Below are 20,695 nucleotides of genomic sequence, written 5' to 3' on the forward strand. Positions count from 1 at the left end.
GAAGTAGGTGATAGGTGTGCTGAAACTATCCGTAACTCGTGATCCAGAGGGAGAATCTGGATTAAACAATATAGATGTTGATAGTATACTAATGTTGGATTTTGCTATGAGTTCAGATAAAGTCGCTGTCCATACTGCAGAGGAAATTTATTTTACAGTAGGAACTCTAAAATATTGGAATAAAACTTTAAATAACAGTGGGTACAGATTTGGAATTGCTGACAGAAGTAATTGTGTGAATTTGGAAAAAATAGAAGTGCTAGATAAAACTTTAAAAATAGCGTATTTCGAAAAAGATTTCACGAGTAAATCAAAACGCTGTATGATTGCAAGATACCGCTTTAAAGAGGTTGCAGAAAGTTTGATGTTAGTCAATCCTAATATAATTATTACGGCAAGTGAGAGTCTTTATTAAAGGCTCTTTTTTTATTACCACAATATTCATAAAATGTAAAGTTAAAAACTCATGTTCGTATATGCAATCTGTCCAGCCATTTGCAATATACAAAATACACAATTTGGTTTTTAATATAAGTATATTCGCGCTATGAAACAGTATTGACCTTTTACTTGGTTGCGTGCTATGGGCTATTTCTTCGTTCGGGAGGAGCATGAATCACTCCGACCTACTGCAATATCCATTCATAGAGTTCAGCTTCTTCACATTTAAGAGCTAAGCAAACGGCACGCATTTGTATTGTGTTCATTGGCCGTTCGCTTCGTTCGATACGCGATAAGTGACTAACTGAAATGGATACTCCGTAAAACGTTCTGAGATTTTTAGACAAATCCGCTTGAGTTAGTCGAGCAGATTCTCGGAGCGTACGCAGTAGGCACTTCCCTTGAATCAGAAGCGCCATAACAACCTCCTATTTTGTTATCAAAGAGAGGTGATGAATATCGTTGGAATTATATCACAGTTACATAAAAAAGATAAAGGGCGCGTCCTGGCAGACACCCCCTAATCTTAAAAAATCAATTTTCACTAATAGCATAGCACAATTAAATAACAATTATTATACTTGATTCTCTTTTCGAAAAGTTATTGACAAAGATAAAACACCAGAAATGCAGCATGTAAATCTGAGAGGATGAACTTAATGGATATCATAGAATTTTTAGAGCCAGTTATTGAAAAGAGAACCGAAGAGATCGTGGAGGTAGTTTTAAAAGGTGAAACGAATGATGACTATCAACAGTTTGTTATGCTTCTTCAATCAGTAGAACCAGTCCTACGTAATGAATTGGAAAACTACTTTTTAAATAGTGTACTGGAAGCAGTAAAAACTTCTTATAGAAGTGGAGTAACTGAAGCATCGGCTTTAAGAGAGTTATTATGAAGTAGAAATAAAAAACGTCAACAATTCGTCAACAGTAGATCTTTTTAAGTAGTTAATAAGAATGATATCAATCAGGAAATCCTTTAACTATAAGGATTCATGAACATAAATTCGGGGCCCTCTTTCGAGAGCCCCTTTCATGGGAGAGGAGAAACCGGACGAAGAGCTTATGGGGAAACGTAAGCCTGCTCCGCGGTTGTCTACGACATTTGTGGTGTCGATAATTACATGATGTCCCTGGAAGTCCAATCTTATACATTAAGATGACTTATTTCTCTGAATAAGCTGTTTCGCCTTCTTATTTCATATCTAGACAAATTTTTTATTTCATCGCGCAAATGTGTTACGATAGGCGTGGACTTATGCCCTTTTGGGCATAACAAACAGAGATATAGAGCGGGTGAATAACAGTGAGAGTGGTATCGGGAAGTGCAAAAGGAAGGCCACTGAAGAGTGTTCCGGGAAGTGGGACAAGGCCTACGACCGATAAGGTGAAGGAAGCTGTATTTAGCATGATAGGCCCATATTTCGAAGGTGGAGTGGTGCTGGATTTGTTCGCCGGTACTGGGGGGTTGGGGATCGAAGCCTTAAGCAGAGGGATGGAAAGCGGCGTATTTGTTGATATGGATCCTAAAAGTATCGACACGATACGCGCCAATCTGAAGGCTACTAAGCTGGAAGAACAAGCGCAGGTGTACCGTAATGAAGCTGGGAGAGCGCTAAGTGCGTTGGAGAAGCGGGGGAAAATTTTTGATTTGGTCTTTTTAGATCCTCCCTATCGCTTGAAGCACGGGGATGAGCTTATGCTTATGATGGTCGAAAAAGGAATGCTGCAAGAGGACGCAATTATTGTTCTGGAGCATGAATCAAGTTATGCCTATCCTGAAGACATTCCAGGATTTTATAGGCTGCGTCAGGCCGTATACGGAGAAACGACAATTTCTATTTACCAGTATGAAACTAATCCTGCAGAGGAAAGTGAAGCTGGTGAGGAGGTAGAGAATGAGTCAGCAAATTAGAAAAGAACGTGTTGCCATTTATCCAGGTACCTTTGATCCCGTGACTATGGGACATATGGATATTATTCGGCGCGCATCCAAGCAATTCGACCGTTTGATTGTAACGGTGCTTAATAATTTGAGTAAAAACCCGCTGTTTACTGTTGATGAACGGACAGAGCTATTAAGACAGGCGACCGCTGATATTCCCAATGTGGAAATTGACAGCTTCCGTGATCTGTTAGTGAATTATGTTCGTCAAAAAGATGCTCAAGTCATTGTTCGGGGTATCCGTACCGTTACTGACTTTGAATATGAGCTGCAAAACGCATCGATCAACCATAGCCTGGATCCCGATGCAGAAACGATTTTTATGATGACTAATCCGAAATATTCCTACTTAAGTTCCAGTGTTGTTAAAGAAATCGCCCACTTCGGCGGGAATGTGACTGATTTTGTGACGCCTGAGGTTGAACAAGCGATGAAGCGTAAATTTAACCGAGCCGATGGCGAATAGTACTTACTAGATACGTTCCAGCAGATAATCCCAACAGGATGATGAGCAGAAGGGCTTGCAGACTTAGCAGCTGTGGAAAAGAGCTCCATATGTCCGTTACATTAAGGGTGCCGCTTGGAGTCGGGCGTGAGTCTGCAAGTGCTGGTAAAGCAGCTTTAGGGATAGCCAGCAATGGTTTCCAGAGCAATAAAGTTAACAGAAAAGCATAAAGTCCATGCATCAGACGAACCGTAGCGTAGGGTAGAAATCTGACTCTGGCTTGTTTGAGCATGGTCAGCACCTGTAGTTGCGCACAGAGTCCGCTCCAGCCCAGTGCAGCAGATAGTAAAGCTATCCCAAACATACTAGAGGGACCTGTTCCTATGCTTGCTAGCCCTTTGCTGATCGCGTCGGCGCCCAAATGAATTTCCAGCAAGCTTGCTGGCAGAGCAGCTGGCAATGCGGGAAGTACAGTAGTGATGATATTGATGACTACAGCGAACATAATCATGTAACCGCCCACGACCATCAGACTTTGCACGGCATTAGCGACGGACTCGCCGAGAAGCTTGCCGAAGCTGCGTCCGTCTTTTGCTCTGGCATCTGTTGCTGCAAGCTGAACGCGACTATATAAAGAAGGCTGTTTGGTGTCCGTGGAGATCTTATCAACTGGTTTCGTGTTCGCTGACCGCCCCTCTAATAGAGCATCGGTGTAGCTGGCTAGAAGTCCAGAGATCCAGTGGATGGCCAGCAGGAAATAACCTGCTGAAGTACTGTGTAGAAAAGCTATGCCAATTACTATAAGCATGGTTACCGGACTGGCGAAGTGTGTAAGTGCGGCAAGTCGGGCGGCTTCCTTGTCAGAAATGCTGTTCTGCTTGTGTAGCTGCATGACCCCTCCAGCTCCACCGGGGAATCCGGCTGTGATTCCGAGTGCCAAGGTCCAGCCGCTGGCACCGGGCAGACGAAAGACCTTTTTCATCAATGGCTCCAGAAGCACTCCAAAACCATGCACGAAACCCGAGGCGGTAAGCATCTCTGACAGCATCAGGAAGGGGAGCAGGGCAGGGAATACGAGTGTCCACCAAAGCTTCAATCCTTGGAGTGAAGCCTCAAAGGAGCTCTCCGGTGAGATAATAATTGCAATGGCTGTCAAGATTGCCATAATCCCGGGTATAAATGGTGTGGAGCGTGTAGCTAGTCGGCGTATTTGAATATTTTTCATTTCTCAGATCACCTCTTCATAACTTAAGGCATGGACGATGTGTTATCAATTTATGCAGAGTAGACAACCATCATGCCAAACCACTAGTCGAAGCGGTAATGAAGTTCAATCATTCATATCCTAAAAGTGCCGCGGGAAAGAAGGGAAGAGCAGTGAAGCAACTGAAGCATCGGCCGGGTTTCCGCGCCACAGCTTATCTGTTTACGTTTGTAGTAATCGTGTATGTATTTGTCTTTATGAACACCCCGTACATCGTATATCAGCCAGGCAGTGCATCTGAAGTTGCCCCTATGATTAAGGTAGAGAATGCCGATCCGGCTGAAGAAGGAACGTTTATGATGACTACGGTGTCTGCTAGTTATGCTAATGTGGCCTTATTGGTCGCCTCTGCTTTTAATTCCAATTCAGAGGTTGTGCGAAAAGAAACCCGGCTAGGGGATAAATCAGAAGACGAATATGCTGCGGAGCAGGTTTTTTATATGAATAGCTCACAGTCTTATTCTGTTCAGGCCGCTTATCATGCAGCGGGAATTCCATATGAGGATGTAGTGGATTATCTCTACGTCTTTTCGGTTCCTGTAGAAAGTAATAAAGGACAATTTCTGCCGGGTGACAAAATCATTAGTGTAGAGGGACAAAAAGTGCCCGATCCTGAAGCACTGTCTAAACTGCTCTCCTCTAAAAAAATCGGAGATCAAGTCGCTGTTGTTTTGCAAAGAAATGGCAAGGAAGTACAAGAACAAGTGACGCTGGTTGAAATAAAGGATAAAGAGGGCGCTGCCGTTCGACCTGGTTTTGGAGTTACTATTGCCGCCGTTCAAAAAGTAAAACCAAAAGAAGCAGGGAAAGCTGTCAGCTTTGTAGATACAAATGTTGGCGGACCTTCGGCAGGGCTAATGTTCACTATGGAAATTTACAATCGCCTTACTTCTGGTGATTTAACTAAAGGCCATAGGGTTGCAGGGACGGGTACGATTAACGCTGAGGGTGTAGTTGGTGCTATCGGTGGAGTGAAACACAAGATCGTGGCTGCGGACCGAGAAGGGGCGGAGATTTTTTTCGTGCCTGTTAAGAATTATGACGAAGCCAAAGCAAAAGCTGATAAAATCGGCACATCTATGAAGCTGGTGCCTGTATCTACGCTGGATGAGGCGCTGAAGTATATGGAGGAACTGCCGGTCAAACCATGACCGGAGGTTCCAAATAATCGCGGTACATATCATTTCTACGGGGCTCCTTAAAAGCTCCCGCGAAAGCGGAAGCGGCTTGAAGATCTCGCTCAAGCTGCGGATGGGAACAAAGGGACGGGCGCATGACGATGGGCAACGTAGCTTTTTGTTTCATCTCTTTAAGCAGTGCTCGTCCGCTTTCTCTAAAACCAAGAATACGAATATATCCGGGCCCCTCTGCTAGTATGGAAGGGGTCATTTCTTTTTTAGAATGATTTAACAGAACATGTAGCAGCAGACGCTGTAACCGTGTATGCGTGTAGCGCTTGCTCTTAAGGGCGTGAAGCAGGCCTGAAACAGAGAATTGCTCCAACTCAGGCAAAAGCCGCAGTATTCGATTCTCCAAGCCTTCATTCATATCATGGATCGCGTGTAACTCGGCCGCAGTATGGGTGGTCAGCAGATGGCGGAGCGGGATACTGAAGCTCTCCAAGCTCAGAGGGCCCCTTCCGGCTGCATGCTCTCTTTCCAAAATGGACACGCTATAATCCGGCATATAAGCAGCGGGAGATCCGCCTTCTTGCAGCAGCTTGCGGATGGCCGTCGCACTTGCAATAGAAGAGTCGGCTTGTAATGGGTCATGGAAGCCTGCTGCTGTGCGCGGAACGGTTAGTGGCATTATCTTGCTGTGCAGCCGCTGCAAGGCGATAAGATAATGCAGGCCAAGGCTGTTATTCGGCTGGCGCAGCAGCTCGCCTGCATCTCCGGGACTCTCCGTTTCCGGGAGAGTCCCTTCAAAGGCCACCGCCGCCGCTGCGCTGTACGCGGCGGGGAAGCTCGCTCCGAGCGCCATGCGGCGGCGGATCTCGCTCTGAAGCTCGCTGCTTTCCTCAGCCAGATATCTGGCCAGCGGGAGCAGCGAGCCCAAAGTGCCGGCTTCGGAGCCGAAGCACAAGCTGTCCACGACCCCGGTCGCTTCCAGCAATGCAACTGCTCCGAACGCGAACCACTCGGCTGGCTGGACGGCATAAGCCACCGGCAGCTCAATGACGAGGTCGGCGCCCATATGCAGCGCCATCTCTGTCCGGGCTTGCTTGCTTACCGCCGCCGGCTCGCCGCGCTGGGTAAAGGGACCACTCATGACGACGATGGTGCGCTCTGCGCCGGAAAGTCTTTTGGCTTCCGTGAAGTGATGCACATGTCCGTTATGTAAAGGATTGTATTCTGCGATGATTCCAACCGTTGTCACTGTGGCTTCCCTCCGATAAGTAAGGTATATTTATTGAGTTTAGTAGGGTAGATTTCTAGAGATACTGTTAGCACAAGCTGATCTTTTGATTTACACTAATAGTTATATCATAATTCACCGCATTTTCTGAAACAATATAAAGGGAAAATGGTTGACAAAGGTATAGAATACTAGGTATAATAAATTTTGTTTGTTTGGGAGTGATAAGTATGCAGATTCACTTTCGCAAATTAGCGAATGCCGACGAACCGTTACATATTCACGATGTTGTGGATGTCAGCGAGGTAGTCAAAGGGCGCAAGGATATTCTAACTGTTGCTCCGCTCTCAGTAGACCTTAAAGCGCTGCCCGCGGGAACCGATTGTGTGAACGTGGTGGGGAAACTGAGTGGAGATGTGGACATGTTATGTTCACGTTGTCTCACGGAGGTCAAAAGTGATTTGAACATTCCTTTTGCTGAGACTTTCAAGTGGCTTAAGCAGCCAGTTCTTCCAGATGATGACGAAGATGAGGATCTCATTTACGTCAAGGATGAGGTTGTGGATCTTATCCCGTATGTGGAAGAAAATTTCGTACTGCACTTACCGGATTCGGTATTGTGCAAGGCAGACTGTCTTGGTCTTTGTCAGAAATGCGGACAGAACTTGAACGAAGGCACCTGCAGTTGCGACAACACAGTGATCGATCCTCGACTCGCTGGGTTGAAAGACTTTTTCAAATGAAACATTACAACAAAACACATCCTGCTCTGAGGAGCAGGCTGACAGAAATATCACGAGGAGGTGGAACACATGGCAGTACCACAACGTAGAACGTCTAAAACACGCCGTGACAAACGTCGCACCCACTTTAAGTTGGTTGTGCCGGGCATGGTGAAATGTGAACAATGCGGAGAGTTGAAACTAGCTCACCACGTATGCAAAGTTTGCGGAACTTACAAAGCAAGAGAAATCATCAAACAATAGTTTCAAAAATAAGTAGTGCTTCACTTCGGTGAGGTACTATTTTTTTGTCCAAATTTAATAAAGATAAGGTTTGCACCTATACTTTATGTTCCGCTCAGAAGTCAATGCTTTATTTTTGGTGCGGCATGCTTTATACTACATATTAGTACCTGGTTCTAAAAAATATTTATGATTGTTTGACCTAATATAACAGCGGCCATTCAAGCGGCCGGATGCTTTCTTTAAAATATAAGGAAGTATAAGTTATGCACCTATACTTTATGTCTTATATTTCTCGCTTAAACGCTTACCGTCCTTATTAGGGCGCCGAGGGCGTTTATGCTTGGCATGTGCCAGGAGGTGAGCCGCTATCGAGCGGATGTCCAAGAAAGAACGTCAGCAACAGCTGCTACATATAATTGCAGGCAATCCTTTTGTAACTGATCGGGAGTTGACTCGTCAGCTGAAGGTGAGCATTCAGACGATTCGGTTAGACCGGATGGAGCTGGGAATACCAGAACTGCGTGAAAGAATGAAACAAATGGCAGAGCATTCCTATGATCAGGTGCGCTCTTTGCCTGCGGATGAAGTGATCGGAGATATTGTCGATTTACAGCTCGATAAAAGCGGGATTTCGATCTTTGAAATTCGTGAGGATCATGTCTTTTCCAGAAATGGGATCGCCCGTGGCCACTACGTGTTTGCTCAAGCCAACTCGCTTGCGGTTGCTGTGATTAACGATGAAATTGCCTTGACTGCTTCAGCCGACATACGATTTGTTCGTATGGTTCTGCTTGGTGAGAAGTGCATTGCTAAAGCTCAAGTGCGGTCACTTGCAGGCAGAGGCGGCAAAGCAGAGGTGGACGTATTCACCTATGTCGGAGAAGAATTGGTATTTCAAGGCCACTTTATAGTGTATCGTTCCGCTAATGAAGAGTATAGTGAAGGGGGTAACCGTAGTGCTGATCGCCATTGATGCCATGGGCGGGGACAACGCTCCTGAATGTAATGTCGAGGGGGCGTTGTCCGCGGCCGCGGAATGGAAAGATACGCAGATTGTGCTCGTAGGTGACGAAGCCAGACTAGAGCCACTGCTGAAGGACAAGCCGTCCAACCTGAGTGTGCGGCATGCAGGAGATGTTATTGGTTCTGATGAAGAGCCGGTTAAGGCGGTTCGCCGCAAAAAAGATTCATCCATGGTTGTAGCTGGACGTATGGTGCGTGAGGGCGAAGCAGATGCTATGATTTCGTCAGGTAACACGGGGGCGCTTATGACTACAGGGTTACTTGTAGTAGGCCGTATGCAGGGGATTGAACGTCCGGCGCTGGCACCTATGATTCCGACGCTGGATGATGTTGGCGTGCTTGCGCTTGATCTTGGCGCTAACATGGATGCAAAGCCTGAACATCTGGTGCAATATGCGCTGATGGGCAGCATTTATCGGAATAAAGTGCATGGCATTGCTAAGCCGCGGGTTGGACTTCTAAATGTAGGGACGGAGCCTGGGAAAGGCAACGAACTGACCAAAGAAGCCTATCCACTGCTGGAGAACTTGCCGGGCATTCATTTTATCGGTAATGTTGAGGCACGCGACGTACTGACAGGAAACTGCGATGTGCTTGTCTGCGATGGATTTGCTGGTAATATCCTGTTGAAGTCGCTTGAGGGTACAGCGGGTGCATTGTTCTCTTTACTGAAGGAGCAATTCAGCCGTTCTCTGAAGACTAAGCTTGGAGCGGCTATGCTGATGCCGGAGCTTAGAGCCCTGAAGGGTAAGATGGATTACAAAGAGCATGGCGGTGCACCGCTGCTTGGTCTTAGCGGATTGGTAGTTAAGGGGCATGGATCTTCGGACGGAAATGCGGTTAAAAATGCAGTAAGACAAGCGCGGATTGCTCTGCAAGCCGATCTTGTGCCAAGTATATCCAAGGAAATTAGCGGGAAGTGAGTGACGAAATGAAACAATTGCGGCCGGTTGGGATTATCGGTACGGGTAAATATGTACCTGAGAAAATTTTAACAAACAGTGATCTGGAAAAAATAGTGGAGACTAACGATGAATGGATCGTCAGTCGGACAGGGATCCGTGAAAGACATATCGCTGCACCACATGAGGCAACTTCTGATTTAGCCTATGAAGCTGCACTTAAAGCTTTGGATTCTGCAGGCATGAAAGCCGAAGATCTGGATCTTATTATTATTGCAACGGTAACCCCTGATAGCTCCTTTCCTTCCACAGCCTGCATTTTGCAGGATAAACTTGGAGCTAAAGGTGCTGCGGCCTTTGACTTGTCAGCAGCCTGCTCTGGTTTTGTATACAGCCTAGCTACTGCAGTTGGCTTTATTCAGAACGGAATGTACAATAATGCACTCATAATTGGTGCGGACACTTTATCCCGCATCACTGATTATACGGATCGTAACACCTGTGTACTGTTTGGCGATGGTGCAGGAGCAGTAATCATCGGTGAAGTTCCAGAGGGACGCGGTTTCCAATCCTTCGATCTGGGTGCTGAAGGTTCTGGAGGAAACTTGCTTAAGCTGGAAGCTGGGGGCTCGCGCTTGCCTGCATCTCAGCAGACGGTTGAAGACAAGAAACATTTCATCTATATGAATGGCCGTGAAGTGTTTAAGTTTGCCGTTCGTGTTATGGGCTCAGCTACAGAACGTGTGCTTACTAAAGCCGGATTAGGTAAAGAAGATATTGATTTGTTCGTACCGCATCAAGCGAATATTCGTATCATTCAATCCGCTATGCAGCGGCTTGACCTGCCACCGGAGAAATGTGTAATCAATGTTGATAAATATGCTAATACATCAGCAGCTTCTATTCCTCTAGCTCTAGTTGAAGCGGCGGAAGAAGGACGCATGAAGGAAGGCGACACGGTTCTGATGGTTGGATTCGGCGGTGGCTTGACTTGGGGCGCGTCCGTATTGATCTGGTAATAGAGGAAGGAGTTCTTACTTATGAGTAAAATCGCATTTGTCTTTCCCGGTCAGGGTGCACAGGCAGTTGGAATGGGTAGAGATGTATATGAAGCTCTTCCGCACAGCCGCGCGGTATTCGAAAAAGGTGATGAGGTGCTCGGATTTCCACTGAGCCAGCTGATTTTTGAAGGACCTGACAGTGATTTGAAACAGACCGTAAATACGCAACCGGCTCTGCTAACAGCAAGCGTGGCTTATCTGGAAGCATTACGTGATCAAGGGATGAAGCCGGATTATGTAGCTGGTCATAGCCTAGGAGAATACAGCGCACTGGTTGCGGCAGGCGTATTGTCCTATGAAGATGCTGTAAGACTCGTGCGTTTACGCGGTCGTTTTATGGAGGAAGCTGTTCCAGGTGGACAGGGAGCTATGGCTGCAGTGCTTGGTGCGGAGCGGGATGCTCTGGCAGAATTATGCCGGAGCGTATCCGAGGAGAGCGGCGTGGTAGAACTGGCGAATGTGAACTGCCCGGGACAGATTGTTGTTTCTGGTTCACAGGCCGGGGTTAACGGTGTTGTGCAGCGTGTTAAGGAAGCAGGCGGAAAGCGGGCTATTCCGCTGGAAGTAAGTGGACCTTTTCACTCTTCGATGATGAAGGCTGCGGCAGACCGCTTGGCAGACGAGCTGAAGAGTGTTACCTTTAATGCTCCGGCTGTACCTGTTATTGTCAATGTTACCGCAGCACCTGTAACGGATCCTGAAGAAATCCGTGAACTGCTTGTCCGCCAGGTGTACTCCCCTGTGCTCTGGCAAGACAGTATTGAATGGCTGATTGCTGATGGTGTGGATACTTTTGTGGAAATTGGTTCTGGCAGTGTTCTGGCAGGTCTGATCCGCAAAATAGACAAAACGGTCAAAGTAATCAACATTAACACGCTTGAAAGTGTGCAAGCTGTCTTGTAAGATACGTTCAAACATTGTTTATCAATAGCAATATGATCGAAAGGGGAATAAATGATGTTCTCAGCATTGCGGGGTCAAACGGCCCTTGTAACTGGTGGCTCTCGCGGCATTGGCCGCAGTATTGCACTTGCTCTCGCGGAACATGGCGTGAAGGTGGCCGTGAACTATGCGGGCAGTGAAGCAGCCGCACAAGAAACCGTGGCTCGGATTGTCGAGCTTGGCTCGGAGGGTATTGCCCTTCGTGGCGATGTCGGCAATAGTGAACAGGCCGAGAACCTTGTCAAAGAGGTTCTGAATACCTGGGGACGTATTGACATTGTTGTCAATAATGCCGGCATTACCAGAGACAACCTGATTATGCGCATGAAAGAAGAAGAGTTCGATCAAGTGATCGAAACGAATCTAAAAGGGGTGTTTAACTGCCTAAAGGCAGCTACACGCCCTATGATGAAGCAACGCTACGGGCGCATTATCAATATTTCTTCCGTAGTAGGTGTAACAGGAAATCCTGGACAAGCTAATTACTCCGCAGCTAAGGCAGGTGTCATCGGTTTAACGAAGGCATCGGCTCGTGAGCTTTCCTCACGGGGGATCACGGTGAACTGTATCGCTCCGGGCTTCATTGATACAGATATGACGCGTGAGCTCTCTGAGGAAGTGCGCAGTGAGCTTGAGAAGGGCATTCCACTTGCTCGGCTGGGGCGCCCTGAAGAGATTGCTATGGCTGTAGTCTTCCTGGCCTCTGAAGGCGCTGCGTATATGACCGGCCAGACACTACACGTGGATGGCGGGATGTATATGTAACTCTCCGTCAAGGAGAAATTACACTGTTTTAATGCTGAAATGTGAGGGATAAAGAAAGCGTTTTTGACGCTCTATGGTATTTTGAACTCATATCTCGTATAATACCAAAAGAGGAGGTGAACCGGATGTCCGATGTATTAGAGCGTGTAAAACGCATTGTCATCGACCGCTTAGGTGCCGATGAAGCTGAGGTAACATTAGAAGCGTCTTTCAAAGATGATTTAGGTGCTGATTCTCTTGATGTAGTAGAATTGGTTATGGAATTGGAAGATGAATTCGATATGGAAATCTCTGATGAAGATGCAGAGACGATTACGACCGTGGGTGAAGTTGTGAAGTACATACAATCTCATACCTAGAGTCATATGATTGAGAGTCCCGTTCCTGCTAGGGCGGGACTTCTCCTCATTTATAGAGCATTAAAGATGAATCAAAGGTTGCCTTGAGCAACTATATAAGGGATATAACAGAACCGCAGGATGGTTAATGATGCGGTTATCGCTGTTCATATAGTAGCAACAGAAAGTATATAAGTTCTGAATATAATGTATACAACCTATAGATGGGGTGATTGTGTTTGAGTCATAGAGTGGTTGTTACCGGGATGGGCGTAGTTACATCATTGGGCAAAGATTTGGAGACGTTCTGGGATAATCTTATGAGCGGCAAATCCGGTGTATCACAGGTTGAGACCTTTGATGTCAGTGAGTATACTACGCAAATAGCATCCTCTGTTAAAGATTTCGATCCAGAGGCACTTTTTGGTCGTAAGGAAGCCCGCAAAATGGACCGTTTTGTACAATTTGCAGTGGCTGCCGGTGAGGACGCATTACGAGATAGCGGACTTAAGATCGGTGAAGATATTGATGCCGAAAGAATAGGTGTATCTGTAGGATCAGGTATTGGCGGTCTTGGCACTTGGGAAGACAATCATAACTTGTTGCTTGAAAAAGGACCGAAGCGGGTTAGTCCGTTCTTCATTCCGATGATGATCGCTAACATGGGTTCTGGGCAGTTGTCCATTAACCTTGGTGCAAAGGGTCCTAATACGACGACAGTAACTGCTTGTGCTACAGGAAGTCACTCCATTGGGGAATCCTTCCGCTTGATTCAACGTGGAGACGCAGATGCAATGATCTGCGGTGGTTCCGAAGCGACCATTCGTCCAACAGGTATGGCTGGTTTTTGTGCTATGAGAGCAATGTCCACTCGCAATGATGAGCCTGAGAAGGCAAGTCGTCCGTTTGATGTGGATCGCGATGGTTTTGTTATGGGTGAAGGTGCCGGGATTCTTATTCTGGAATCACTCGAACATGCTGAGAAACGTGGAGCGAAGATCTATGCTGAGGTTATCGGTTATGGTCTAAGCGCAGATGCTCATCATATGACTGAGCCTGATCCAGATGGTGCAGCTCGCTGCATGAAGATGGCAATCCGGGATGCTGGTATCTCTCCTGAAGATATTGATTACATCAATGCTCATGGTACTTCAACGCCTGTAGGAGATAGATCAGAAACTGCTGCTGTTAAAAAAGCATTGGGTGACCATGCCTATAAAGTGGCAATTAGTTCGACGAAATCCATGACAGGTCACCTTCTGGGTGCTGCTGGTGGAGTAGAAGCTATTATCTGTGGCCTTTCTTTGCAAAAAGGGATGATTGCGCCAACGATTAATTTGGACAACCAAGACCCGGAATGTGATCTGGATTATGTACCAAATGTGCCACGTAAAGCTGATCTTGATATTGTAATGTCGAATTCGTTCGGCTTCGGGGGACATAACGCAACAGTTATTCTAAAAAAATATAATTAGTAAGGGGACAGTGCGGTGAAAGGAGAACTGAAGCAGTTACAACAGCAACTTCAAATCCAATTTCACGATTCTGTGCTTCTGAAGCAGGCCTTTACCCATGCATCCTATGTGAATGAACACCGTTTCAATCAGCATCAGGACAATGAGCGTCTCGAATTTCTTGGGGATGCAGTTCTGGAGTTAACGGTTTCTGAATATTTGTACAATCTATTGCCAGACCGACCTGAGGGAGAGTTGACCAAGCTGCGGGCCGCTATTGTATGCGAGCCTTCACTGGTCAAGTTTGCGGAGAGTTTAGGTTTTGGCCGTTATGTACTATTGGGCAAAGGGGAAGAACTTACGGGCGGACGTACTCGCCCGGCCCTGCTGGCTGATGTATTCGAATCCTTCGTGGGAGCGCTTTATCTCGACCAAGGACTGGAAACAGTGCGGAGTTTTCTTGATAATCACGTATTTCCTCTCGTGGAGACGGATGGGAAATTGCAAATGCAGATGACCGATTATAAGACGGAACTGCAAGAGCTAATTCAGCAGCACAATATGGGTACATTGGAATATCGAATTATAGAAGAACGGGGACCTGCACATGAGCGTGAATTCGTCTCAGAGGTGTATATGGCTAACCGTTCACTTGGTAAAGGAAGCGGCCGGTCCAAGAAGGAAGCAGAGCAGCAGGCTGCAGCAGCAGCACTTTTGCATCTGAAAGAGGACGGTGCCTGAGTTTTGCATCAAGGGGACAAGCGGAGGAGAGCAGCAAAGGTCTGAATACCGGCGTTTAGGCGGAGCTCAGACCGTTGCTGCTCTTTTTCGACAATATAAGAACTTATATGTTCCGCGTTACAAAGGATAAGGTACATCTTAATGGTTTTTTAGGGTACAAACGCTATGGTATAATGGGTCAGAGGTGATTGGCAAGTATGTTTTTGAAACGGATAGAATTAGCTGGTTTTAAATCATTTGCCGACAAAACAGAAATGGAGTTTGTGCGCGGTATAACGGCTGTAGTTGGCCCGAACGGAAGCGGCAAAAGCAATATTTCTGACGGCATACGCTGGGTACTCGGCGAACAGAGTGCTAAATCACTGCGTGGCGGCAAGATGGAGGATATCATTTTTGCTGGAAGTGATGCGCGTAAAGCCGTGAATTATGGCGAAGTATCACTTACGCTTGATAATGAAGATCACACACTTCCGCTGGATTTCAGCGAAGTTACAGTGACTCGGAGAGTCCACCGCAGTGGAGATAGTGAATATTTAATTAATAAGCAATCCTGCCGTCTGAAGGATATCACAGAGCTGTTTATGGATACTGGTATCGGACGTGAAGCCTATTCGATTATCGGGCAGGGTAGGATTGAAGAGATTCTAAGTACTCGTTCCGAAGATCGGCGAGGCATCTTTGAAGAAGCATCAGGTATTGTAAAATATAAATCGCGCAAGAAAGACGCAAGTCGAAAGCTGGATGATACCGAGCAGAACCTGCTTCGTATTCATGATTTGATCAGTGAGCTTGAGGATCAGATTGGGCCACTTAAGGATCAGTCCGAGAAAGCTATCCGCTTTAAGGAACTTCGCGAACAATTAAAACATCAGGAAATTTCAGTATACGTACACCAGATTGAAGGCATTCATACCGCTTGGCAGGAAGGTAACGCTAAGCTTGAAACGTTGAAGGACGAGCAGCTGGAGCTGTCTACTGTGGTTTCGGCTCATGATGCCAAGCTGGAGAGCGGGCGCTCTGAACTGCGCACAATCGAAGCACAGATCGAGAAGCAGCAAGAGCAATTGCTGCGTTATAGCGAAGCATTTGAGAAGAGCGAAGGTTACGGTGAAGTGCTGAGGGAACGCAAACGTAATCTGGAAAGTAATCGTGAGCAGTTAATGCTCACGTTAGGTTCGGTTGGCGAGCGTTCTGCAGATCGTCAGCGTGAAGTCGTGGATCTGGAGCTTAAGCTTGAGCAATCGCGGCTTAAGCTTGTGGATCTTCGGAAACAGATCGAAGATGAAGAGACAAGGCTTGAAGGTGTGGCAGACGGGATTAGCCAGAGCCAGGAAGAAAAGCTCAAAAGTGCTCTTTTGGAGCTAATGAACCTTATGGCGAATGCACGTAACGAAATTCGTTACGCGGATCAGCAAAAGGAGAATCTGGAACGTCGTATGAGCCGCAGTGAAGAAGAAAGCGGCAAATGGACAGCCCGGCATGAAGAGTTGTCTGCCAACCAGAAAGGGCTGAAGGACAAGATTGCCCAGCTGGGGAAGGAGCTTAGCAATCTTCGCGGGGCTTATATCACTGAAAGTGAGCAGCTCAGTAAACGTCAGAAGCTGATCGAAGAAACACAATCCGGTCTTCGGAAATGGGAACAGAAGCGGGAAGCGCAAGTCTCTCGTCATGAGACCATGAAAGAGATGCAGGATGATTTCGACGGCTTCATGCTTGGGGTTAAAGAAGTGCTCAAGGGTGCGCGCAAAGGGCAGCTCAACGGTGTGCATGGTGCGGTTGCGGAGCTGATCTCTGTTCCGGAGAAGCTGGAAATGGCGATTGAGACTGCTCTAGGTGCTTCACTTCAGCATGTGGTCATGGATAATGAAACTGTGTCCCGCCAAGCGATATCATTTCTAAAGCAACGTCAGCTGGGACGAGCTACCTTTCTTCCGCTAGATGTTATCCGGCCGCGCCAGATTTCTGGCAGTGACCGTGGTATGGTGGGTGATGCTGACGGATTTGTTGGAATTGGTTCCGAACTCGTTGGTTACGATGATAAATATACTAGCATTATTGGCAGTTTGCTCGGCAATGTGGTTATTGCGGAGAGCTTGGAGCAAGCGAACCGTATCGCCGCTAGATGCCAATATCGTTATCGGGTAGTTACCCTGGAAGGCGATGTAGTTAATGCCGGCGGTTCGATGACCGGGGGTAGCCAGCATAAGAAGAATAATAGCTTGCTTAGCCGTAAACGTCAGCTGGATCAATTAAGCAGTGAGATTGAAGAAAGCGAACGTCAAATAGTGAAGCTGAAGCAAGGCATTGCCAGACTTCGTGAGGAGCAGGAGAACGCTAGCGTGAAGCTGGAGGATCTGCGCCGTGATGGCGATGAGAAAAGACTGGAAGAGCAAAGAGTCTCCGGTGATTTGAAGCAGCTCGAGCATGAGCTTCGGCATGTGCAGGAGCAAGTGGAGAGCACAGGTGCGGAACGCAGTGGCTTTGAGAGTGAAGTACATGCGCTTGAAGAAACGCGGAAACAAGCCACTGCTGAGCTTGAACGCCTTGAAAAGGAAGAAAAGGAAGCCCATGAAGGTATCCGTAACGCTGAATCAGCGCGTAAAGCGAATGAATCAGCTAAGGAAGAGCTGCAAGGCAAGTTGACCAGTATGAAAGTCTCGGAAGGCAAGCTTGATCAGGAGATATTCTCCCTGGAGGAGCAGTTACGTCGCCTAAGACAAGATGTGGGTTCTCAGGACAAGGAGCTGCGCCAGAATCGAAATCTGTTACATACGATTGAACAGGATCTGGCTAACAATGCTTTGGAAGCTGTGAAGCAGAAGGAAGATTTGAACAGTTACCGCTTGAAGAAGGAAGAGACGACTGGAACTTTGGATTTTGCACGTGCTGAGCGTACAGCGTTAACCCGCAAGCTGGAACTTGAGGAAGGCAAGACTAAAGATCAACGTCAGGCCCTTAAAGTAGTTGAGGACAAGCTGCGTGCCACTGAAGTTTCTGTCGGTCGACTCGATGTGGAGCTGGATAATATTCTCCGCAAGCTGAGTGATGACTACGAGTTAAGTTATGAATTAGCAAAACAGAGATATCCAGTGCCTGAAGATGTACCTGCCGCACAAGCCGATGTACAGCGTTTGAAGCGCAGTATTTCTGCGCTAGGAGAGGTTAACTTAGGGGCGATCGAAGAATATCAGCGGGTCCATGAACGGTATACGTTCCTCAGTGGACAAAAAGATGATCTAGTCGAAGCTAAGACTACCTTGTATCAAGTAATCCGCGAGATGGAAGATGAAATGTCCAAACGTTTCAAACAGACCTTTGATGCGATCCGCAAACAGTTCGGGACCGTGTTCTCAAAGCTGTTCGGCGGCGGGCGAGCGGATCTCATGCTTCTGGATCCGGAACATATGCTGGAAACAGGTATAGATATCGTAGCCCAACCACCGGGTAAAAAATTGCAAAATCTGCAGCTTTTATCCGGCGGTGAACGCGCTCTAACTGCGATGGCGTTATTGTTCGCTATTTTGCAAGTGAAGCCAGTTCCGTTCTGCGTATTGGATGAGGTCGAGGCTGCGCTCGATGAAGCGAACGTTGTTCGTTTTGCACAGTATTTACGCGAGTTCTCTGAACAAACTCAGTTCATCGTCGTTACGCACCGCAAAGGAACGATGGAAGAGGCGGACGTGTTATACGGAGTAACGATGGAAGAGGGCGGTGTCTCCAAGCTCGTTTCAGTACGTTTAGAGGATGAAGAAGCTGAGATTGCTTAAATTCATCAAAGAAGAGAAACTTTTAGGAGGAACCAAATGAGCTTTTTTAGAAAATTAAAAGAAAGCATTTCCGGCAAAACGGAAAGTGTAACGAAACAATTCCGCGACGGATTAGAGAAAACCCGTAAAGGTTTTGTAGAGAAGGTCTCCGACCTTATCATCCGCCGCAAAAAGATAGATGAAGAGTTCTACGAAGAGCTGGAAGAGATTTTGATTGGTGCAGACGTGGGTGTAAACACTGTTATGACCCTTGTCGAGGATTTGCGTGCCGAAGTGAAGCAAAATCGGATTGAAGATGCTGCCGAGCTGAAGCCGATTTTGTCCCGTAAGCTTATGGAGCTACTGCGTGGAGATGATGATAACAGCCTGAAGGAAAATCCGAATGGAATTACGGTTATTTTGTTCGTTGGGGTCAATGGCGTGGGCAAGACGACTACCATCGGCAAGCTGGCTCATCGTTACAAACAAGAAGGTAAAAAAGTTCTTTTGGCTGCAGGGGATACGTTCCGTGCCGGAGCGATTGAGCAGCTTGAGGTTTGGGGCCAACGCGCAGGCGTAGATGTCATTAAACAACAAGCAGGCTCTGACCCGGCGGCTGTAATGTACGATGCGGTCCAAGCGGCAAAGCAACGCAACGTGGATATCTTAATCTGCGATACTGCTGGCAGACTGCAGAATAAAAGCAATCTGATGGAAGAGCTCAACAAAATCTTCCGCGTCATTCAAAGAGAAATCCCAAGTGCTCCACATGAGGTACTGATGGTGCTAGATGCTACGACGGGTCAAAATGCACTTACACAAGCCAAGTTATTTGGTGAAAAGAGTGGCGTCACTGGCTTGGTCTTGACGAAGCTGGACGGTACGGCTAAAGGCGGAATCGTTGTAGCGATTCGTCAGGAAATGAATTTGCCGGTGAAGTTTGTAGGTCTTGGAGAAAAAATGGAAGACTTGCAGCCATTTGATTCGCAGCAGTTCGTACATGCTCTTTTTGCCGGATTAATTGCCGAGGAAGAAGAGTCAGAAGAATCGGAAGAGCAAGTGTAGTCAACAGCACAATATAAACATAAAGAAGTCATATTTACAAGGAATGCCCTCGAAGCTATATTTAGTTAGGAGGGCATTCCTTTTCTTTTTTATAAAGGGTTTGTCCGTCATTTTGTAGCAACTGCTAAGCGACTTTTAGAAAGTATAAATGCATCGCGTAAGGGATCCCTTTAAATAACAGCTTTCCCTCACTAATTAGCCTCCAGAAGCGATATTCTATGAATGAGGTACTGATATACAAATTCCATTGCCCTATAATTGTGCCTACAACTAGACCTGCATTTACGTAGCCATCTCGATCCTCATACTGTTGAAATTGCAGAATTAAAGAAAGAATTTCTTCGTCATAGTAACTCTCGGGAACATTCATAAGCTGGCCATCAGCCCAAACTCTAAGCATATCCTCGGTGTTGCTGATTTTTTGCCATTCTAGTTCATACTGTTTTCTTTGAGCGGAGGTGATAGGGGATGTGTTTTCGGTAATTTTTATAATTTTTTGCAGAACTTCATTTGGGAGCTGACTAAGTGCTCTGGGATATAAGCCGATTTCAAATGAAGCGGCAATCTCCCTATAAGCCTTGACTGAATCAATAACATGAATAGGTTGCGTCCTCTCACTAAGAATAGAAAGTGCAAATCGTAAACCTGTCTGATCATGGGAGTTATCTCCGCACCAAATAGTGATTTTTTTGTCCTCGGGAATTTCTTTTAAGGTCTGAATCATGGCTGCCAGTTTATGCTGGGGATTTAAATGATAACCCTGATCCGGAAATCGTTCCTGAAACCATAACTCACGGGTATGATAGCCTTCATTATTATGTAATCCACGCAACGGTCCAGCAGAGAACGTCTCATTAAATGAAAGTACTCGTATTAAATGACGACAACCCAGATGACTAAGGGCTACCTTCATTGATCCCGCTTCAGACAGGCCAAATAACAGATAAATGTGATTCCGCCTAGTCTCTTCCTGCTCAATTGACATAGTATATTTGTGCTCCATAGGTCACTCTCCCATCGCAACAAATTATACCATACTCAATGAATCCACATCCTCAGGCAACTATATAAAAAATACATTATATGAAAAATTCATAACAGTAATGCTTGTCACACTTCCTGCATACAATTCAATGATGAATCTACATTTCATCTCCGGCAACCTATATAAGAGAGAAAGGAAGCGATTCCAAAAAATACAAATATCTCCGGAATCACATTTCTCTGTTATATA

The 20,695-nt window shown here is 46.4% G+C and carries 21 protein-coding genes; 17 read left to right on the top strand and 4 right to left on the bottom strand.

Going from position 1 to position 20,695, the window contains the following annotated elements; genetic code table 11:
- The first annotated feature begins 7 nt into the window (after positions 1–7).
- Entirely contained in the window at positions 8–415 is a 408-nt protein-coding gene (locus NYE58_RS16565) for a LytTR family transcriptional regulator DNA-binding domain-containing protein (RefSeq protein ID WP_081389184.1), read from the top strand.
- A gap of 211 nt (positions 416–626) precedes the next feature.
- On the opposite strand, the gene NYE58_RS16570 is transcribed toward NYE58_RS16565, so the two are convergent.
- A complete protein-coding gene (locus NYE58_RS16570) occupies positions 627–860 on the bottom strand; it encodes a helix-turn-helix domain-containing protein (RefSeq protein WP_076138641.1) in 234 nt (77 codons plus the stop codon).
- Positions 861–1,100: 240 nt separating this feature from the next.
- On the opposite strand from NYE58_RS16570, the gene NYE58_RS16575 reads away from it, so the two are divergent.
- From NYE58_RS16575 to coaD, 3 genes are all read left to right on the top strand, one after another.
- Positions 1,101–1,340 carry a hypothetical protein gene (locus NYE58_RS16575; protein ID WP_340398046.1) on the top strand — a complete coding sequence of 80 codons (240 nt, stop codon included), beginning with the start codon at positions 1,101–1,103 and terminating at the stop codon, positions 1,338–1,340.
- Between the two features lie 410 nt (positions 1,341–1,750).
- Complete coding sequence (gene rsmD, locus NYE58_RS16580; RefSeq protein WP_076190033.1) at positions 1,751–2,359, top strand: 16S rRNA (guanine(966)-N(2))-methyltransferase RsmD; 609 nt, start codon at positions 1,751–1,753, stop codon at positions 2,357–2,359.
- Positions 2,343–2,855 carry a pantetheine-phosphate adenylyltransferase gene (gene coaD, locus NYE58_RS16585; protein ID WP_076126111.1) on the top strand — a complete coding sequence of 171 codons (513 nt, stop codon included), beginning with the start codon at positions 2,343–2,345 and terminating at the stop codon, positions 2,853–2,855. Before rsmD ends, coaD begins: the two co-directional genes overlap by 17 nt.
- Here coaD and NYE58_RS16590 read toward each other — a convergent pair.
- Complete coding sequence (locus tag NYE58_RS16590) at positions 2,833–4,059, bottom strand: nucleoside recognition domain-containing protein (RefSeq protein WP_076218870.1); 1,227 nt, start codon at positions 4,057–4,059, stop codon at positions 2,833–2,835. The genes coaD and NYE58_RS16590 overlap by 23 nt on opposite strands.
- A 152-nt stretch (positions 4,060–4,211) precedes the next feature.
- Here NYE58_RS16590 and NYE58_RS16595 point away from each other — a divergent pair, with 152 nt between their 5' ends.
- Positions 4,212–5,249: a SepM family pheromone-processing serine protease gene (locus NYE58_RS16595; RefSeq protein ID WP_076275749.1), complete on the top strand. Its 1,038-nt coding sequence runs from the start codon at positions 4,212–4,214 to the stop codon at positions 5,247–5,249.
- Here NYE58_RS16595 and NYE58_RS16600 read toward each other — a convergent pair.
- Positions 5,239–6,477 (bottom strand): nucleotidyltransferase, encoded by a 1,239-nt coding sequence (locus NYE58_RS16600; protein WP_076280754.1) that lies wholly within the window; start codon positions 6,475–6,477, stop codon positions 5,239–5,241. The two genes, NYE58_RS16595 and NYE58_RS16600, sit on opposite strands and share 11 nt — an antisense overlap.
- Before the next feature lie 209 nt (positions 6,478–6,686).
- Between NYE58_RS16600 and NYE58_RS16605 the strand changes: the two genes are divergently transcribed.
- The 12 genes from NYE58_RS16605 (at position 6,687) to ftsY (ending at position 19,461) form a co-directional block, all read left to right on the top strand.
- The gene (locus NYE58_RS16605) at positions 6,687–7,199 is read left to right on the top strand and encodes a YceD family protein (RefSeq protein WP_036686482.1); all 513 of its coding nucleotides are present in this window, start codon (positions 6,687–6,689) and stop codon (positions 7,197–7,199) included.
- Between the two features lie 69 nt (positions 7,200–7,268).
- Positions 7,269–7,442: a 50S ribosomal protein L32 gene (gene rpmF / locus NYE58_RS16610; RefSeq protein WP_019911234.1), complete on the top strand. Its 174-nt coding sequence runs from the start codon at positions 7,269–7,271 to the stop codon at positions 7,440–7,442.
- Between the two features lie 358 nt (positions 7,443–7,800).
- The gene (gene fapR, locus NYE58_RS16615) at positions 7,801–8,397 is read left to right on the top strand and encodes a transcription factor FapR (RefSeq protein ID WP_036686484.1); all 597 of its coding nucleotides are present in this window, start codon (positions 7,801–7,803) and stop codon (positions 8,395–8,397) included.
- On the top strand, positions 8,381–9,370 hold the full coding sequence (plsX, locus tag NYE58_RS16620) for a phosphate acyltransferase PlsX (RefSeq protein ID WP_038570599.1): 990 nt from the start codon (positions 8,381–8,383) through the stop codon (positions 9,368–9,370). Before fapR ends, plsX begins: the two co-directional genes overlap by 17 nt.
- Before the next feature lie 8 nt (positions 9,371–9,378).
- Positions 9,379–10,368, top strand: a complete 990-nt coding sequence (locus tag NYE58_RS16625) for a beta-ketoacyl-ACP synthase III (protein ID WP_139329841.1) — start codon at positions 9,379–9,381, stop codon at positions 10,366–10,368.
- Positions 10,369–10,389: 21 nt separating this feature from the next.
- Positions 10,390–11,313 carry an ACP S-malonyltransferase gene (gene fabD, locus NYE58_RS16630; protein WP_076138632.1) on the top strand — a complete coding sequence of 308 codons (924 nt, stop codon included), beginning with the start codon at positions 10,390–10,392 and terminating at the stop codon, positions 11,311–11,313.
- A gap of 54 nt (positions 11,314–11,367) precedes the next feature.
- Positions 11,368–12,117, top strand: coding sequence for a 3-oxoacyl-[acyl-carrier-protein] reductase (fabG, locus tag NYE58_RS16635; protein ID WP_036686492.1), 750 nt, complete (start codon positions 11,368–11,370; stop codon positions 12,115–12,117).
- 125 nt (positions 12,118–12,242) lie between these two features.
- Positions 12,243–12,476, top strand: a complete 234-nt coding sequence (locus NYE58_RS16640; RefSeq protein WP_036686493.1) for an acyl carrier protein — start codon at positions 12,243–12,245, stop codon at positions 12,474–12,476.
- Between the two features lie 218 nt (positions 12,477–12,694).
- A complete protein-coding gene (gene fabF, locus NYE58_RS16645; RefSeq protein WP_076101782.1) occupies positions 12,695–13,930 on the top strand; it encodes a beta-ketoacyl-ACP synthase II in 1,236 nt (411 codons plus the stop codon).
- 15 nt (positions 13,931–13,945) lie between these two features.
- Positions 13,946–14,650 (top strand): ribonuclease III, encoded by a 705-nt coding sequence (gene rnc / locus NYE58_RS16650; protein ID WP_038570606.1) that lies wholly within the window; start codon positions 13,946–13,948, stop codon positions 14,648–14,650.
- 197 nt (positions 14,651–14,847) lie between these two features.
- A complete protein-coding gene (gene smc / locus NYE58_RS16655; protein WP_076218873.1) occupies positions 14,848–18,417 on the top strand; it encodes a chromosome segregation protein SMC in 3,570 nt (1,189 codons plus the stop codon).
- 36 nt (positions 18,418–18,453) lie between these two features.
- Positions 18,454–19,461, top strand: coding sequence for a signal recognition particle-docking protein FtsY (gene ftsY, locus NYE58_RS16660; RefSeq protein WP_036686498.1), 1,008 nt, complete (start codon positions 18,454–18,456; stop codon positions 19,459–19,461).
- A 124-nt stretch (positions 19,462–19,585) separates the two neighbouring features.
- Here the strand turns inward: ftsY and NYE58_RS16665 are convergent, their stop codons facing one another.
- Positions 19,586–20,464: a DUF1835 domain-containing protein gene (locus tag NYE58_RS16665; protein ID WP_076218874.1), complete on the bottom strand. Its 879-nt coding sequence runs from the start codon at positions 20,462–20,464 to the stop codon at positions 19,586–19,588.
- Positions 20,465–20,695 lie beyond the last annotated feature (231 nt).

The sequence above is a fragment of the Paenibacillus sp. FSL L8-0708 genome (genome assembly GCF_038009325.1).
GTDB classification, from domain to species: domain Bacteria; phylum Bacillota; class Bacilli; order Paenibacillales; family Paenibacillaceae; genus Paenibacillus_AQ; species Paenibacillus_AQ odorifer.

Coding starts and splice junctions, on each gene's coding strand:
- NYE58_RS16625 (WP_139329841.1), top strand. CDS start 9,379: ATGAAACAATTGCGGCCGGTTGGGATTATCGGTACGGGTAAATATGTA.
- NYE58_RS16570 (WP_076138641.1), bottom strand. CDS start 860: ATGGCGCTTCTGATTCAAGGGAAGTGCCTACTGCGTACGCTCCGAGAA.
- fapR (WP_036686484.1), top strand. CDS start 7,801: ATGTCCAAGAAAGAACGTCAGCAACAGCTGCTACATATAATTGCAGGC.
- ftsY (WP_036686498.1), top strand. CDS start 18,454: ATGAGCTTTTTTAGAAAATTAAAAGAAAGCATTTCCGGCAAAACGGAA.
- rpmF (WP_019911234.1), top strand. CDS start 7,269: ATGGCAGTACCACAACGTAGAACGTCTAAAACACGCCGTGACAAACGT.
- NYE58_RS16590 (WP_076218870.1), bottom strand. CDS start 4,059: ATGAAAAATATTCAAATACGCCGACTAGCTACACGCTCCACACCATTT.
- smc (WP_076218873.1), top strand. CDS start 14,848: ATGTTTTTGAAACGGATAGAATTAGCTGGTTTTAAATCATTTGCCGAC.
- NYE58_RS16605 (WP_036686482.1), top strand. CDS start 6,687: ATGCAGATTCACTTTCGCAAATTAGCGAATGCCGACGAACCGTTACAT.
- NYE58_RS16640 (WP_036686493.1), top strand. CDS start 12,243: ATGTCCGATGTATTAGAGCGTGTAAAACGCATTGTCATCGACCGCTTA.
- coaD (WP_076126111.1), top strand. CDS start 2,343: ATGAGTCAGCAAATTAGAAAAGAACGTGTTGCCATTTATCCAGGTACC.
- fabG (WP_036686492.1), top strand. CDS start 11,368: ATGTTCTCAGCATTGCGGGGTCAAACGGCCCTTGTAACTGGTGGCTCT.
- NYE58_RS16575 (WP_340398046.1), top strand. CDS start 1,101: ATGGATATCATAGAATTTTTAGAGCCAGTTATTGAAAAGAGAACCGAA.
- fabD (WP_076138632.1), top strand. CDS start 10,390: ATGAGTAAAATCGCATTTGTCTTTCCCGGTCAGGGTGCACAGGCAGTT.
- NYE58_RS16665 (WP_076218874.1), bottom strand. CDS start 20,464: ATGGAGCACAAATATACTATGTCAATTGAGCAGGAAGAGACTAGGCGG.